Source organism: Streptomyces canus 299MFChir4.1, assembly GCF_000383615.1.
GTDB classification, from domain to species: Bacteria; Actinomycetota; Actinomycetes; order Streptomycetales; family Streptomycetaceae; genus Streptomyces; species Streptomyces canus_C.
Map to the genome: position 1 here is coordinate 207,688 of NZ_KB911583.1, position 13,606 is coordinate 221,293.

Genomic DNA, 13,606 nt, shown 5'->3' on the forward strand with positions numbered 1-13,606 from the left:
AGGACAGTCATGCGCACCCACCTCTCCCGACGCAGCCTGATACGCGGCCTCACCGCGGCGACCACCGTCACCGCCCTCGCCGGCGGGCTCGCCGCCTGCGGTGGTGACAGCGACGCCGCCACCAGGACGACCGACAGCGCCGGCACCGTCACCGTGGGCCGGCTCTCCAACGGCGCCGCCAAGGAGACCACCCTCAAGGTCGCCGAGGTGAAGGCCATCAGCGCGGAACTGCCCGACGCCGTCAAGAAGAGCGGCAAGCTCGTCATCGGGTCCGGCACCCTGCCCTCCGGTTCCCCGCCGCTGGGCTTCGTGGGCAGCGACCAGAAGACCCTCACCGGCTCCGAGACCGACCTGGCCCGCCTGGTCGCCGCCGTCCTCGGACTCGAGCCCGAGGTCAAGCGCTTCACCTGGGAGAACCTCTTCGTCGGCATCGACAGCGGCAAGGTGAACGTCGGCTTCTCCAACATCACCGACACCGAGGAGCGCAAGCAGAAGTACGAGTTCGCCTCCTACCGCAAGGACGACCTCGCCTTCGAGACGCTCAAGACGTCGAAGTGGACCTTCGACGGTGACTACGAGGCCCTGGCGGGCAAGACCGTCTCGGTGGGCGCCGGCACCAACCAGGAGCGGATCCTGCTGGAGTGGCAGGCCAAGCTGAAGAAGGAGGGCAAGAAGCTGACCATCAAGTACTTCCAGGACAGCCCCAGCATCTACCTGGCCCTGGGCAGCGGCAAGATCGACGCCTACCTGGGCCCCAGCCCCAACTCCTCCTACCACGTCACCCAGACGGCGGGCACACCCAACGCGACCCGCATCGCGGGCCAGTACTCCGGTGCCGGCGAGACGCTCCAGGGCCTGATCGCCGCGACCGCCAAGAAGGACAGCGGCCTCGCGAAGCCCCTCGCCGACGCGATCAACCACCTGATCGACAACGGCCAGTACGCCAAGTGGCTCGCCGCGTGGAACCTCTCCAACGACGCCGTCTCCAAGTCGGAGGTCAACCCGCCCGGGCTGCCGCTCGACAACTCCTGATCACTGATCAGAAAGCCTGGCACGCACATCCGTTGACTTGGGAAAGGACTCCGCCTCCATGGCCCAGCAGACCGAACTCCGCGGAGGCGGAGCCTGCCTGAGACCCAGCGCACCCGACATCTCCGTCCTCGACAACGCCGTATGGGCCGCCCTCACCGGCCCCCACGCCCACCTCGCCGAACGCGTCGGCCGTGCCGCCCGCTACCCGGCGGACGTCTACGCCTTCGCCGCCCTCGCCGATCCCGGCGATCCGGCGGCCTGGGACGACCTGCACACCCTCGTCGGCCCCGGAACCACCGTACGGATCAAGCCCGTCGAGCACGTCCCGGACGGGTGGGAGATCGTCGGCGGGGGAGTCGGCGTCCAACTCGTCGACACCGCTCTACGGGCCGAGCCCGCCCCTGAGACGGTACGGCTCGGCCCCGACGACGTGCCCGAGATCCTGGACCTCGTCGCCCGCACCAGGCCGGGCCCCTTCCTCAAGCGGACCATGGACCTCGGCACCTACCTCGGCATCCGGGATCGGGGACGCCTGATCGCCCTCGCCGGCGAGCGGCTGCGCCCGCCCGGCTGGACCGAGATCAGCGCGGTCTGCACCGACCCGGCCCACCGGGGCCGGGGCCTGGCCACCCGGCTGGTCCGCGCGGTCGCCGCCGGGATCCGGGAGCGCGGCGACACCCCGTTCCTGCACGCGGCATCGGACAACACGCAGGCGATCCGGCTCTACGAGTCGATCGGCTTCACCCTGCGCCGCCGCTCGCCCATCCTGCTGGTCCGCAGTCCAGGAACAACCCGCGAAGCCACCGCGTTGTGACTCACGACGAGATCTGCCGGGTGCCCTCGCGCACCCAGAAGGAGGAGGTGACGGGCGTGATCCGCACACTCCGCTCCGCCCACCTCCACTCCCGGGCGCACATCGATCTCCAGCGCGTGTCCACCGCGCTCTGTTGTTCCTGACCCGTCTGCTGCCCCAGCCGCCGCGTCCCGCGCCTTTGCGGGCCGGCCCTCTCGTACGGATCTCCAGGAAGGCACTTACCCGTGTCCCCTTCGTCTTCGCTGCATCTTGCCGTCGCCCTCGACGGCACCGGCTGGCACCCCGCCTCCTGGCGCGAGCCGGCCGCCCGGCCCCGTGAGCTGTTCACCGCCGGATACTGGGCCGACCTGGTCGCCGAGGCGGAGCGCGGCCTGCTCGACTTCGTCACCATCGAGGACGGACTCGGCCCGCAGTCCAGCCACTTCCTGGACCCGGACGAGCGCACCGACCAGGTCCGCGGCCGGCTCGACGCCGTTCTCATCGCCTCGCGCATCGCCCCGCTCACCCGGCACATAGGCCTGGTCCCGACCGTGGTGGCCACCCACACGGAGCCGTTCCACATCTCCAAGGCCATCGCGACCCTCGACTACGTCAGCACCGGCCGGGCGGGCCTGCGCGTCCAGATCACCGCACGCCCCAACGAGGCCGCGCACTTCGGCCGCCGCACCATCTCCCCGATCGAGGCATACGACAGCCCCGAGGCCCAGGAACTCGTCACCGACCTGTTCGACGAGGCCGCCGACCATGTGGAGGCCGTCCGCCGGCTCTGGGACAGCTGGGAGGACGACGCCGAGATCCGCCACGCCGCCACCGGCCGCTTCATCGACCGGGACAAGCTGCACTACATCGACTTCGAGGGACAGCACTTCAGCGTCAAGGGCCCCTCCATCACCCCGCGCCCGCCGCAAGGCCAGCCCCTCGTCACCGCACTCGGCCACCAGACCGTCCCCTACCGGCTCATCGCCCGTCAGGCGGACGTCGGTTACGTCACCCCGCACGACGTCGACCAGGCCCGCGCGATCGTCGCCGAGATCCGCGCCGAGCAGGAGACGGCCGGGCGGGCCGACGCCCTCCTCCATGTCTTCGGCGACCTGGTCGTCTTCCTCGACGACGACCCGGCGGCGGCCGCCGCCCGCCGGGACCGTCTCGACGCGCTCGCGGGCGAGCCGTACACGAGCGATGCCCGCGTCTTCACCGGCTCTCCGACCCAACTCGCCGATCTGCTGGGCGAGTTCCAGGTGGCCGGGATCACCGGCTTCCGGCTGCGGCCCGCCGTCCTCGGCCACGACCTCCCGGCGATCACCCGCGGCCTGGTCCCCGAACTCCAGCGCCGGGGCGCCTTCCGCACCGCCTACGAGGCCGACACCCTGCGCGGCCTGCTGGGTCTCGCCCGCCCCGCCAACCGCTACGCCGCCGTCTGAAGCCGGAAGGACCCGCACCGACATGAGCAGCAAGCCGCTGAAGCAGATCCACCTGGCCGCGCATTTCCCGGGCGTCAACAACACCACCGTGTGGAGCGCCCCCGAGGCCGGCAGCCATATCGAGTTCAGCTCCTTCGCGCACTTCGCGCGGACCGCCGAACGCGCCAAGTTCGACTTCCTGTTCCTCGCCGAGGGACTCAGGCTCCGTGAACAGGGCGGAAAGATTTACGACTTGGACGTCGTCGGCCGCCCCGACACCTTCACGATCCTCGCCGCGCTCGCCGCCGTCACCGAACACCTCGGCCTGACCGGCACCATCAACTCCACGTTCAACGAGCCGTACGAGGTGGCCCGCCAGTTCGCCAGTCTCGACCACCTCTCCGGGGGCCGCTCCGCCTGGAACGTGGTCACCTCCTGGGACGCCTTCACCGGTGAGAACTTCCGCCGCGGCGGCTTCCTGCCGCAGGCGGAGCGCTACTCACGCGCCAAGGAGTTCCTCGCCACCACCCAGGAGCTCTTCGACTCCTGGCACGGCGACGAGATCCTCGCCGACCAGGCCTCGGGTGTGTTCCTGCGGGACGCGAAGGCCGGCTCCTTCGTGCACACCGGTCAACACTTCGACATCCACGGCCAGTTCAACGTCCCGCGCTCCCCGCAGGGCCGCCCGGTGATCTTCCAGGCCGGCGACTCCGAGGAGGGCCGCGAGTTCGCCGCCTCCTCCGCCGACGCCATCTTCAGCCGGTACGCCACCCTCACCGAGGGCCAGGCCTTCTACACCGACGTCAAGAACCGCCTCGCCAGGTACGGCCGCAGGCATGACCAGTTGCTGATCCTGCCCGCCGCCTCCTTCGCGCTCGCGGACACCGACGCCGAGGCCGAGGAGCTGGCGCGGATCGTCCGACGCCAGCAGGTCAGCGGGGCCACCGCCCTCAAGCACCTGGAGTTCGTCTGGAACCGGGACCTGTCCTCCTACGACCCCGAAGGTCCGCTCCCCGACATCGACCCGGACGTCAGCGACGACCACATCTCCAAGGGGCGCGCCCAGGTCCGCATGTACCGGGACCCGCTGGCCACCGCCCGTGAATGGCGCGAGCTGGCCGCCGCCAACAACTGGTCGATCCGCGACCTGGTCATCCACACGGGCAACCGGCAGAACTTCATCGGCTCACCGGAGACGATCGCCCGCACCATCAACGAGTTTGTGCAGGCCGACGCGAGCGACGGCTTCATCCTCGTCCCGCACATCACCCCGACCGGCCTCGACGCCTTCGCCGACAAGGTCGTCCCGCTCCTCCAGGAACAGGGCGTCTTCCGCACCGACTACGAGGGCCCGACCCTCCGCCACCACCTGGGCCTCGCCCACCCCGACGACGTCCAGGACGAGCAGCGGGTGGCGTCGTGAAACGAGGTCACTCCTCCCAGTCCAGCTGATGCCCGGGCGTCCCCACCGACCGCCCGTACGCCACCGCTTCGGCGCGGCCCGTCTCGTCGCCGCGCCGATAGCGGAACACCTTGCCCGCGAAGACGACCACGCGCTCGTCCCCGGCCGTGAAGTCGGCGTACCAGCCGTTCTCCGGCTCCAGCGCCGAGGCCAGCGTGTCCGCGAGCGCACCGACGTCCTCGCTGTCGGTCTCCCACTCGACGAGCGTCCACACCGGCGGCTGCGCGTCACTCGCCCCGTCGATCTCGACCCTGCTGACCTTCCGCAACCGCAGTCCGCGCGGCCCGAACGCCGCGCCGGGCCGAAGGCTCTCGCCGATGACGTATCCGGTGATCACGTGCTGTCTCCTTGCTGATCGGGGGCTTCACAGGTGACGCTACGACCGTATGGCTGACATCCTTTGTCAGGTATACGGCCGTCAGGCATACGCCGATGAGGTGATCGCCCGATGCGTGCGGACCGGCTGCTGTCCCTCCTGCTCCGCCTCCAGTCCCGCAGGCAGATGACGGCTCGTCACCTAGCGGCGGAGCTGGAGGTGTCGGTCCGTACCGTCCTCCACCAGGTGTTGGAGGACCACGCCCGTTACTTGCCTGGTCGCCAGAGCCGAGGACGGCATCCGTGGCTACCTCCTGGGATTCGTCACCCCCGACCGCACCGGATATGTCCACCTGATCGCCACCCGCGACGACACCCGCGGCACCGGTCTCGGCCGTACCCTCTACGAGGCCTTCACCGAGACCGCCCGCCGTCAGGGAGCGGCCCGCCTCAAGGCGATCACCTCGGTCACCAACGAGGGCTCCATCGCCTTCCACCGCAGCCTCGGCTTCTGCGACCGAGTGGTGGAGGACTACGACGGCCCCGGCCACGACCGCGTCGTCTTCACGCGCGAGCTGTGAGGACCGCGTCGATCAGCGGGGCCAGCGAGTTCTCCGGCTCCTGACCGGCGGTGTCGACGACCAGGCGATCCCGGTTCCACGGCTCGTAGTCCCGCCCGGCGATCTGCACCCAGTCGGGCAGCGGCAGGTCGGGGATGTCCACCGAACGTGAACGCGCGCGGCGCCGGTGCTCGTCCGGGTCGGAGCAGACGACCTCCACCTCCAGGACGGGCGCACCGGCCCGTACGGCGGCGTCGCGCCAGGCGTCGCGCGTCACGGCCAGCGGATTGACCGACTCGGCGATCACGGTGAGCCCCTGCCGCAGGTGCTCCTCGGCGAGGGCGTACCCCACGACATAGCCCACCGGGCCCACGGGATGCCGCGCCAATCCGGAGCGGACGATCGCCTGCTCGATGGTGTCGACCCGCAGATGAACGCCGTTCGTCCTGGACGCCAGGAGCCGGGAAAGGGTGGTCTTGCCGGTGGCGGGGAGGCCACCGATGACGATCAGCATGCCCCCACTCTTTCACCGGGGACTCCCGCTGAACGCCGTGTGGCCGGAAGTACGTCTCCCTCCCCCGATATTGCAGTTAAGGGTACCCGGCCAGGAGTAGGCTCCACCCATGGCCTTTGACCCCTCGTACCTGCACCTCGTCTTCCCGAACACACGGTTCGAGGCACTGCTCTACGGTCGGGCCTCCCGCGACCCCAACAAACGCGGAGACAGCGTCGCAGACCAGCTCGGATGGGGCCGCACCCTCTGCCGCGAGTACAACTGGCACGTCGCCGAGGAGTTCAAAGACACCGGCCTGTCCGCCTCCCGTCACGCCAAGCAGGCCCGCGACGACTTCGAGGAACTCCTCGAAACCATCGAAGACACACCCCCCACCCAAGGAGTCATTCGCATCGTCGTCGCCTACGAAGCCTCCCGCTACTACAGAGACCTCGAAGCCTACGTACGCCTCCGCGCCGCCTGCATGAGCTCCGGAGTGCTGCTCTGCTACAAGGGCACCGTCTACGACCTCAGCCGCAGCGACGACCGGAAGGCCACTGCCCAGCACGCCATCGACGCGGAGGCTGAAGCTGACGACATCCGCGACCGAAACCTACGCACTGCCGCCCGCACCGCGGATGCCGGTGACCCGCACGGGCGGCTGCTCTTCGGCTACACCCGCGACTACGAGACGGTCAACGGGCAGCTGCGGTGCGTCCGGCAGTACGAGCACCCGAAGACGGGGCAGTACGTCTACCGCGCGCTGGTGCACATCGACCAGGGCCGCTCGGTGGGCTCTCTGGTCAAGTGGCTCAACAGCGAAGAGGATGCAGCCCGCCCGTTCGGCTACCCGTGGACGGCACAGAACGTCCGGCTCATGCTCCTCAACCGCGCCTACCTGGGGGAGCGGAAGAACCGAGGCAACTGGAAAAAGGCGACCTGGCCCCCGATCCGCGGCCTGGAGACCCCGGAGGGCCGTGCCATGTTCAACCGGGTCACGGCCCGGCTGACCGACTCGGGCCGGCGTACGCAGCGCGGGTCGGCGCCTGTGCATCTCCTGTCGCTCATCGGGCTCTGCGGGCCCTGCGGTGATCATGCTCTGCTGAAGGCGCGGCCAAGCAGCACGAAGGGGCGGTCGGCGCTGCACTGTTCGGAGAAGCGCGACACCGTCATCCGTGAGGACGTCATCGACTCCTACGTCGAGGAGGCGGTCATCGCCTGGTTCACGGACAAGGGCCGGGCCACTTCCGCTCTCGTGCCCAGCGGGGACAACGTCCAGGAGAAGGTGTCGGCTGCGCAGCGCCGCATCAACGCCTACGAGGAGCAGCTGGCCGAGGCGAAGGCGTTGTCCGAGGAGTTCGACGAGGAGACGGGCCGCTTCAAGCTGTCCTCGTCAGCGTTCGCGTCTATGGAGCGGAGCCTGTCGCCCAAGCTGGAGGCGGAGCGGAAGACGCTCCGGACAGTGACCGGGGTTCCTCCTGTGCTGCTGGCACTCATCGGCGCGCCCGACCCGGACGTGGTGTGGAACGGGGTGCCGGAGGGGGAGGGGCGGCCAGGTGTCGCGGGCTTGACGATGGAACAGAAGCGGGAGGTCATCAGGAAGGTGGTGACCGTGCGCTTGTGGAAGGCGTCCAGGCCAGGGATTCAACGTCTGGAGCCGGGACGGATCACGCTGTCGTTTGTGGGGGAGCCGGGTTTCAGGGACCGACCACTCCGTGCTCCCGCGAACGCTCCCGCTGTTGGGTCGGAAGGTCCTTCGGGAACTGAATGAGATTGCCGATCTGAGGCGCGTCGGGCTTGAGCATGCCGGCACGTTCCATCTCGACGCCGGTACGGAAGGCGTCCCTCATGATCTGTGCCCGCTCGTCTTCGAAGTCTCGGCGCATCTTTGCGCGTTCGGCGGTGAGGCGGGCCTCGATGCTGGCCCTCTCCGCGGCGAGGTCCTGCTGGCGCCGGCTGTGCTCGATCTCTGCCGCGGCCTGCGCGGCGACGTAGCGGTTGCGTTCCTCGTCGGCGGCGCGGGTGGCCTCGGCGAGGGTTCGGCGCTCGTTGCTGGTGTTGGTGACCCACTGCTTTATGCGGATGAGGGAGACCCAGGTGAGTGCTGAAATGACGAGGCAGGCTCCTGTGATGGAGCCTGCCAAGTGGTTGTGGTATGCGCTGTAGGCGGTCGAGGCGATTCCTGCGATCAGGACGCCTGTGGCTTGTGCGGTGGCCGTCCTGCTGTTGGCCGTGGACCTCATGTGCACACCCCCGGGGTTTACATCTGTGCTGCCGTGCCTCCGGGGTTGGCGTCCTCGTCTTCAGCCTGAGGATTCTTGAGCTTGTCCACCATGGCGAGGAACATGAACCGGTCCAGGCCTTCAAAGCCCAGTTGGTCCGCCGCCTCCTCCGGAGTGATAGATCCAGACCCTACCTGTGACTGTTTAGTTTCGGACAGTGTCTGTTGAGACTGCCGGTAGCCGGGGGGCAGAATTTCTGCTGCCTCAAGGAGGTCAAGCAGGTCGAGACGGAGCACGTTTGCGAGCGAAGCGAAGAACTGGACATGGGGAATCCCCTCGCGGTTGATGAGCCGCGAGGCCGTGCTCTTGTTCATGCCTGTGTCGGCGACCAGGCGCTGCTGGCCGCGGTAGGCCGTGTACCCATGCTCTACGAGGGCCGGGTAGACGAGCGCGAAGAACTTCTCTTCCCGCGTGGTGGGGGCATCCGTCATGTCCTGAAACTTTACTTCCCTGGGGAGGGAATAGTCACTGCTTCCCTCTCCAGGGAAAGTCGCCATTCGGCCACTGACCTGCATTAACGCAGGCCACATGCGTACTCGAACGCATGTTCGCACGAAAAATCATCCTTCCCTCAACAGGGCATTCCCTTGCTAGGGAGGGAATGCGTGTGGGAGAGTTTCCCTCGACAGGGAAACTTGCCTCGCCACCTGCGAAGGGAGGCCTACACACGTGTACCGACTCAACGTCACCCGGCTCCGCGCCATCGCCGCGCAGCACGGCGACAAAACCCCCTACAGCGTCGCTACGACCACCGGCATCGCCGTCAGTAGCGCGTACCGCATCTTCCGTGAAGAGTCGCAACTTGACTTGATCTCTGCGCTTCGGATCGCAGATGCGTACGACCTCGACATTCGCACCCTCATGGACCGGGTGCCTGACGAGGAAGAACAGACCGCCGAGGCGGTCGCATGACCCGCGAAGAACGCCTCGCGATCCTCGGCCCCGAGACCGTCGCCGAGATCCACGCCCGGGTGAAAGCAGCCCCCGAGCCGAGCGACGAACTCGTCGAAGAGCTCCGCCGAATCATGACGAATCCCGCGGGCGAGATTCCGGCGCCCCGGCCGGCTCCTGACGTCCGGCCTGCGGCCGACGCCGCCTGATCCAAATCCACGCCGAAGGGCCGCTCCGACTGCCAGGCCCGAGCAGCCCCCGACTCGGCGACCCCATCACCAGAACGAAAGAGAGGTCCCCGTGACCAGTAACTCTACCCAGCTCAGCGCGGCAACCGCGCTGGTGCAGCTCCTCCAGGAGCACCCCGACCTGCCTGAGGCCGGTTGGTCGATCGGCTCGATCATCCCGGACTTGCACGGGAGCCTCTACGGCGGCATGGAGTCGCTGTCGGCGTACGCCGAGGTCCTCGGCGGCAGCGTGCGGGCGGCGGCGGACACCTTCGAGTTGCGTGGGCAGCGGGTGCGCCGGCACGTGCTGAAGACGGTGTGGCGTGACGTTCCGGTCGAGGTGGCCGTGGTCCTGCCTGCTGCTGTGGCGGTGTCGCTGTGAGCGCCCCGGTGTCGCACGACCCGCTGGTCGTGAACACGAGGGATGGCGTGTGCTGGGAGCGGCGCGCGGTGACGTCGGACGGTCGCGGCTTGTACGCGGTCGAGGGTTCGTGTAAGTGCCCGGAGTTCGTGATGGCGACGTTGGCGGAGTTGGCGGAGCACGGGATTGTCGGGTCGGCGCGTGTGTTGCCGGTGCCGGTGGGCACGGCGCCGCAGCCCCTGAGCGTTGACCCCCGAATCGAGCTGATCCGGCGGGAGCGGACCCACTGTGAGGCCGCTCAGTTCGAGTCGGAGGACGACCGGCCGCTGCACGTGTGGGGGCCGTCGCAGTACCCGAAGCGTGAGATGTGCCAGCGGTGCACTCTGTCGCGGGAGTGGGCGGAGGACCCGGAGGCCACCGATGTGGTGCTGCTGGCCGAGGTGGACCGTTTGCGGGCCCGGGTCGCGGAGTTGGAGTCGGAGCGCGCGGCGTGGCGGCGGACGGCCCACCGGCTGGCTGGCGAGGCGGGGCTGATCCCGAAGTCGGTGGAGGGCGAGCACTACGCGGTTACGCATCACGCGTACCGGGTGGGCCGGGATCTGCCTGAGGCGGGTGCCCAGTGAGCTACCAAGCCCATAGCCCCGCCGAGTGGGCGGAGATGGTGTCCCTCGCGGTGGCCGTGTACGGCGGCCTGTCGGTCCCGTACTTCGTGTTCGTCGACGCGGACCTCGCCGACTTCGACCCGCGTCCGAAGCTGGCCCGTTCCGAGTCCCCGCTGTGGCAGGCCGCCGTGAACGCGGGCCACGACCTCAACCGGGCTGTCGGTTCCGCTCGTCACGAGCTGGCCCCCGTCGTGCACGTCGTGCGGCATACGGCGTACCTCGCCCGCGAAACCGGCCGGGATCTGGCCGCTCTCCTCATCCTCCTCGCCACCCGGCCGAACGGAGCCACCCGATGAACCGCATCCGACTCGCGATCCACCGCCTGTTCCGTCGCCCCGCGATCACCGAGCCCATGCGGATCGGCACCCGCCGAATCCCCGACGGCCTGCTCCTCGACTTCGAGGACTACTTCGTCTACGTGATCGAGACGATCGCCGACGACCCCGAACTCCTCGACCTCCTCATGGAGATCGTCGAGGACCGGGCCATGGCCCGCGACCACGACGGGTGGGAGCCGGAGCAGCTCCTCGTGGAGAAACTCGCGGAGCGGGTGGGTCACGAGATTCCGATCCGGGGTCGTGCGCTGGCTGCGCTGGCGGACCGGCTGGGGGCTGCGGTGCTGCGGCCTCAGATCGTCATCCCGGCTCAGCGTGAGGGCGGTGCCGCCGCATGAGCCGCTACGAGAACGTCCCGCACCAGGTCTACGAGATCACCTGGCAGTCCGGACACATCGAGAAGGTCATCGCCCACCAGGTCTCCCACGACACCCTGCGCATGCGGGTCGCGGCCATCGGCGACGGCCAGTTCGCCTCGGACTCCGAGGGCGCCCGCATCAAGTTCCACGCTGAGGTCGACGGGCGTTGGACGCTGCAACTGTCGGCACACGAGGCGGACATCCGCACGATCCGCAACATCACCAGCGGCGAGCAGGCCCCGGGCGGTGCGGTATGAGCATCGTCCGCTACCGCAAGCTCCCCGTCGAGGTCGACACCATCGAGTGGACCGGCGACAACCTCGACGAGCTGACCGCCTTCACCGGTGGCCTGTTCGTCCCCGTCGACCCGGGCAAGGGCCTCACCTCGGAGTTCACGGGCAAGGTCTTCGACGCACTGCACTCCACGTGGGTGCTCGTGAAGACCGGCCAGCGCGTGGTGTGCGGGGTGCTTGGCGAGTTTTACCCGATCGCGGAGGACGTCCTCGCCGAGACGTACGAGCTGGCCTCCGTGGAGCGGCCGAGCCCCGGCGACGCCCACCGGGCTGAGGTCCTTGCCGAGGCCGACTTGCTGCCCAAGGCGGACGTCGTCGCCTGGCTGGTGAAGAAGGCCCGCGAGGAGACGCCGGTGTGGCTGCTCGCCTCGAAGGTCGAACGCGGCGCGATCCGCCCAGACAACCTGCGGATGCTGCCCGCCACGTTCTTCGAGGCCGGGCGCACCTACGAGTACGCGCCCCTGCACCTCCTCTTCCGCTGCGACGCCGTCGGCGCCCACCCCGTGACGGGCGAACCATCGGCCGTCGGCTGGGTCCGCTACCACGGGGCGGGCTGGAGCTCCGGCGACTACTCGCCTGCGGAGTACGCCGACGGCTGGACCGACATCACCGACACCACCACGGGGGACAACCAGTGACCGCACGAGACGACATCCTCACCGCCCTCCGCGCCGCCGGCTACGACGACGCCGGAGCCCGCCACCTCGTCGAACAGGCAGACAAGGAACCCCGCACCCCCACCGGATTGGGCGACCCCGAGTTCCCAACCCTCCTCACTGGCGGACACGCCCTGATCGTCGAGTACGGCGACTGCGAGTTCTACGGCTGGTGCCAGTGCGGCAAGCCCCTCGGCATGGTCACGCCGGACAAGTTCCGCGACGACGTGTTCGCCAGTTTGTGGGAGCGCCACGTCATGACGGAGGTGCAGGTCTGATGACCACCACCACGGAACTCGTCCTCGTCGTCATCCTCGTCATCGCCGTTGGTATCCCCGCTACCTATCTGCAGGTGCGGCGAGCTCGGCGCACGGAGTCCGAGCGCGACCGGCTCCTCTGGGGTGCACGCCAGCCCGGACAGCGTGTCTGGGACTCGGACGCCGCGGAGTGGGTCGAACTGCCGCCCGGGACATCACTGGCACCGGGCCAGCTCCCGGAAGACGAGGTCGCTGAGATCCGCGAACTCCGGCTCCTGTTCGAGGCGCCCGCCTACGAGGGCTCAGACCTGGACGCCAGCCTCGACAGGTTCCGGCAGGCCATCCGCGACGAACAACAGAACGGAGACCCCGCGTGATCGCCACCGGGAACGACGAGTTCAGCCAAACCCTCGCCGAACGCATCGGCCAGTTCATCATCGACGCGGACGCCAACAGCGCACGGACCATGCAGAAAGCCATCGGCCCGTCCGAGGTCGGCGAACCGTGCGAACGCCAACTCGCCTACAAGATCCTCGACTGGCCCGAAAGCAACGACGCCCGCGACCCGATCGCCGCGATCATCGGCACCGGATTCCACCTGTGGATCGGCGAGCGCTTCGAAGCCCGCAACGAGGCCCTCGGCGGCACCCGCTACAAGGTCGAGACCCGCGTCACGGTCCGCGACAGCCCCATCGAGACCGCGCGTCTCACAGGGAGTGCAGACCTGTACGACCGACTGATCCGCGCCAACCTCGACTGGAAACTCGTCGGCGCCAGCTCGCACGACAAGTACCGGCGCCAGGGCCCCGGCGAGAAGTACCGCATCCAGGCCCACCTGTACGGGCTCGGCCAGGAGAACGCCGGCGAGCACGTCGACCGCGTCGTCATCGTCTTCATCGCCCGATACCACGAGCTCAAAGTCCACGTGTGGAGCGAGGCGTACAACCGCCAGATCGCGCTGGACGCGCTGGCTCGTCTGGACCGCATCCGCGACCAGGTCATGGCTCTCGACCCGGAATCGCACCCGGAGCGCTGGCAGCAGTTCGCCATCCCCGAGAAGCCCAACTGCCGCTTCTGCGCCTACCTCAAGCCGGGCAGCAGCGACCTCTCCCAGGGATGCCCCGGAGTGCAGTCCTCGAACCCGGGGGCCTCCCTTCAAGCCCTCATCGCCTGACCACACCCACAGACCCGCCACTCACAAGCAGTC

Annotated in this window: 20 protein-coding genes and 1 pseudogene; 17 read left to right on the forward strand and 4 right to left on the reverse strand. The window is 68.7% G+C overall.

What is annotated here, in order from left to right; all coding sequences use genetic code 11:
• Window positions 1-9 precede the first annotated feature (9 nt).
• The 4 genes from H293_RS0104815 (at window position 10) to H293_RS0104835 (ending at window position 4,669) form a co-directional block, all read left to right on the forward strand.
• Entirely contained in the window at window positions 10-1,032 is a 1,023-nt protein-coding gene (locus H293_RS0104815) for a transporter substrate-binding domain-containing protein (protein ID WP_020116746.1), read from the forward strand.
• Between the two features lie 58 nt (window positions 1,033-1,090).
• Complete coding sequence (locus tag H293_RS0104820; protein ID WP_020116747.1) at window positions 1,091-1,846, forward strand: GNAT family N-acetyltransferase; 756 nt, start codon at window positions 1,091-1,093, stop codon at window positions 1,844-1,846.
• 224 nt (window positions 1,847-2,070) lie between these two features.
• Window positions 2,071-3,267 carry an LLM class flavin-dependent oxidoreductase gene (locus tag H293_RS0104830; protein ID WP_020116749.1) on the forward strand — a complete coding sequence of 399 codons (1,197 nt, stop codon included), beginning with the start codon at window positions 2,071-2,073 and terminating at the stop codon, window positions 3,265-3,267.
• A gap of 22 nt (window positions 3,268-3,289) precedes the next feature.
• Window positions 3,290-4,669, forward strand: a complete 1,380-nt coding sequence (locus tag H293_RS0104835; RefSeq protein WP_020116750.1) for an NtaA/DmoA family FMN-dependent monooxygenase — start codon at window positions 3,290-3,292, stop codon at window positions 4,667-4,669.
• A gap of 7 nt (window positions 4,670-4,676) precedes the next feature.
• Here the strand turns inward: H293_RS0104835 and H293_RS0104840 are convergent, their stop codons facing one another.
• Window positions 4,677-5,045, reverse strand: a complete 369-nt coding sequence (locus tag H293_RS0104840) for a hypothetical protein (protein ID WP_020116751.1) — start codon at window positions 5,043-5,045, stop codon at window positions 4,677-4,679.
• 247 nt (window positions 5,046-5,292) lie between these two features.
• Between H293_RS0104840 and H293_RS54490 the strand changes: the two are divergent.
• Window positions 5,293-5,604: pseudogene (locus H293_RS54490) on the forward strand (GNAT family N-acetyltransferase); the annotation flags it as partial.
• On the opposite strand, the gene H293_RS0104850 reads toward H293_RS54490, so the two are convergent.
• The gene (locus H293_RS0104850) at window positions 5,588-6,097 is read right to left on the reverse strand and encodes a P-loop nucleotide/nucleoside kinase family protein (RefSeq protein WP_020116753.1); all 510 of its coding nucleotides are present in this window, start codon (window positions 6,095-6,097) and stop codon (window positions 5,588-5,590) included. The pseudogene H293_RS54490 and the gene H293_RS0104850 sit on opposite strands and share 17 nt — an antisense overlap.
• Window positions 6,098-6,206: 109 nt before the next feature.
• Between H293_RS0104850 and H293_RS0104855 the strand changes: the two genes are divergently transcribed.
• A complete protein-coding gene (locus H293_RS0104855) occupies window positions 6,207-7,847 on the forward strand; it encodes a recombinase family protein (RefSeq protein ID WP_020116754.1) in 1,641 nt (546 codons plus the stop codon).
• Here the strand turns inward: H293_RS0104855 and H293_RS0104860 are convergent.
• Window positions 7,774-8,319: a hypothetical protein gene (locus H293_RS0104860; RefSeq protein ID WP_158694390.1), complete on the reverse strand. Its 546-nt coding sequence runs from the start codon at window positions 8,317-8,319 to the stop codon at window positions 7,774-7,776. The genes H293_RS0104855 and H293_RS0104860 overlap by 74 nt on opposite strands.
• Before the next feature lie 17 nt (window positions 8,320-8,336).
• On the reverse strand, window positions 8,337-8,789 hold the full coding sequence (locus H293_RS0104865) for a hypothetical protein (RefSeq protein ID WP_158694391.1): 453 nt from the start codon (window positions 8,787-8,789) through the stop codon (window positions 8,337-8,339).
• A gap of 238 nt (window positions 8,790-9,027) precedes the next feature.
• On the opposite strand from H293_RS0104865, the gene H293_RS0104870 reads away from it, so the two are divergent.
• From H293_RS0104870 to H293_RS0104920, 11 genes are all read left to right on the forward strand, one after another.
• Window positions 9,028-9,270 carry a helix-turn-helix domain-containing protein gene (locus H293_RS0104870; protein ID WP_020116757.1) on the forward strand — a complete coding sequence of 81 codons (243 nt, stop codon included), beginning with the start codon at window positions 9,028-9,030 and terminating at the stop codon, window positions 9,268-9,270.
• The gene (locus tag H293_RS0104875) at window positions 9,267-9,458 is read left to right on the forward strand and encodes a hypothetical protein (protein WP_020116758.1); all 192 of its coding nucleotides are present in this window, start codon (window positions 9,267-9,269) and stop codon (window positions 9,456-9,458) included. Before H293_RS0104870 ends, H293_RS0104875 begins: the two co-directional genes overlap by 4 nt.
• A gap of 91 nt (window positions 9,459-9,549) precedes the next feature.
• On the forward strand, window positions 9,550-9,858 hold the full coding sequence (locus H293_RS0104880; protein ID WP_020116759.1) for a hypothetical protein: 309 nt from the start codon (window positions 9,550-9,552) through the stop codon (window positions 9,856-9,858).
• Window positions 9,859-9,989: 131 nt separating this feature from the next.
• The gene (locus H293_RS57085) at window positions 9,990-10,460 is read left to right on the forward strand and encodes a hypothetical protein (RefSeq protein WP_158694392.1); all 471 of its coding nucleotides are present in this window, start codon (window positions 9,990-9,992) and stop codon (window positions 10,458-10,460) included.
• The gene (locus H293_RS0104890) at window positions 10,457-10,795 is read left to right on the forward strand and encodes a hypothetical protein (protein ID WP_158694393.1); all 339 of its coding nucleotides are present in this window, start codon (window positions 10,457-10,459) and stop codon (window positions 10,793-10,795) included. The genes H293_RS57085 and H293_RS0104890 overlap by 4 nt, the downstream gene beginning before the upstream one ends.
• On the forward strand, window positions 10,792-11,172 hold the full coding sequence (locus tag H293_RS0104895) for a hypothetical protein (RefSeq protein WP_020116762.1): 381 nt from the start codon (window positions 10,792-10,794) through the stop codon (window positions 11,170-11,172). The genes H293_RS0104890 and H293_RS0104895 overlap by 4 nt, the downstream gene beginning before the upstream one ends.
• On the forward strand, window positions 11,169-11,450 hold the full coding sequence (locus tag H293_RS0104900; RefSeq protein ID WP_020116763.1) for a hypothetical protein: 282 nt from the start codon (window positions 11,169-11,171) through the stop codon (window positions 11,448-11,450). Before H293_RS0104895 ends, H293_RS0104900 begins: the two co-directional genes overlap by 4 nt.
• Window positions 11,447-12,124: a hypothetical protein gene (locus H293_RS0104905; RefSeq protein ID WP_020116764.1), complete on the forward strand. Its 678-nt coding sequence runs from the start codon at window positions 11,447-11,449 to the stop codon at window positions 12,122-12,124. Before H293_RS0104900 ends, H293_RS0104905 begins: the two co-directional genes overlap by 4 nt.
• Window positions 12,121-12,420, forward strand: coding sequence for a hypothetical protein (locus H293_RS49050; protein ID WP_020116765.1), 300 nt, complete (start codon window positions 12,121-12,123; stop codon window positions 12,418-12,420). Before H293_RS0104905 ends, H293_RS49050 begins: the two co-directional genes overlap by 4 nt.
• Window positions 12,420-12,776: a hypothetical protein gene (locus tag H293_RS0104915; RefSeq protein WP_020116766.1), complete on the forward strand. Its 357-nt coding sequence runs from the start codon at window positions 12,420-12,422 to the stop codon at window positions 12,774-12,776. The genes H293_RS49050 and H293_RS0104915 overlap by 1 nt, the downstream gene beginning before the upstream one ends.
• Entirely contained in the window at window positions 12,773-13,573 is an 801-nt protein-coding gene (locus H293_RS0104920) for a PD-(D/E)XK nuclease family protein (RefSeq protein ID WP_020116767.1), read from the forward strand. The genes H293_RS0104915 and H293_RS0104920 overlap by 4 nt, the downstream gene beginning before the upstream one ends.
• The last annotated feature ends 33 nt before the right edge of the window (window positions 13,574-13,606 follow it).

Coding starts and splice junctions, on each gene's coding strand:
- H293_RS0104815 (WP_020116746.1), top strand. CDS start 10: ATGCGCACCCACCTCTCCCGACGCAGCCTGATACGCGGCCTCACCGCG.
- H293_RS0104820 (WP_020116747.1), top strand. CDS start 1,091: ATGGCCCAGCAGACCGAACTCCGCGGAGGCGGAGCCTGCCTGAGACCC.
- H293_RS0104835 (WP_020116750.1), top strand. CDS start 3,290: ATGAGCAGCAAGCCGCTGAAGCAGATCCACCTGGCCGCGCATTTCCCG.
- H293_RS0104850 (WP_020116753.1), bottom strand. CDS start 6,097: ATGCTGATCGTCATCGGTGGCCTCCCCGCCACCGGCAAGACCACCCTT.
- H293_RS0104855 (WP_020116754.1), top strand. CDS start 6,207: ATGGCCTTTGACCCCTCGTACCTGCACCTCGTCTTCCCGAACACACGG.
- H293_RS0104860 (WP_158694390.1), bottom strand. CDS start 8,319: ATGAGGTCCACGGCCAACAGCAGGACGGCCACCGCACAAGCCACAGGC.
- H293_RS0104865 (WP_158694391.1), bottom strand. CDS start 8,789: ATGACGGATGCCCCCACCACGCGGGAAGAGAAGTTCTTCGCGCTCGTC.
- H293_RS0104875 (WP_020116758.1), top strand. CDS start 9,267: ATGACCCGCGAAGAACGCCTCGCGATCCTCGGCCCCGAGACCGTCGCC.
- H293_RS57085 (WP_158694392.1), top strand. CDS start 9,990: ATGGCGACGTTGGCGGAGTTGGCGGAGCACGGGATTGTCGGGTCGGCG.
- H293_RS0104895 (WP_020116762.1), top strand. CDS start 10,792: ATGAACCGCATCCGACTCGCGATCCACCGCCTGTTCCGTCGCCCCGCG.
- H293_RS0104900 (WP_020116763.1), top strand. CDS start 11,169: ATGAGCCGCTACGAGAACGTCCCGCACCAGGTCTACGAGATCACCTGG.
- H293_RS0104905 (WP_020116764.1), top strand. CDS start 11,447: ATGAGCATCGTCCGCTACCGCAAGCTCCCCGTCGAGGTCGACACCATC.
- H293_RS0104915 (WP_020116766.1), top strand. CDS start 12,420: ATGACCACCACCACGGAACTCGTCCTCGTCGTCATCCTCGTCATCGCC.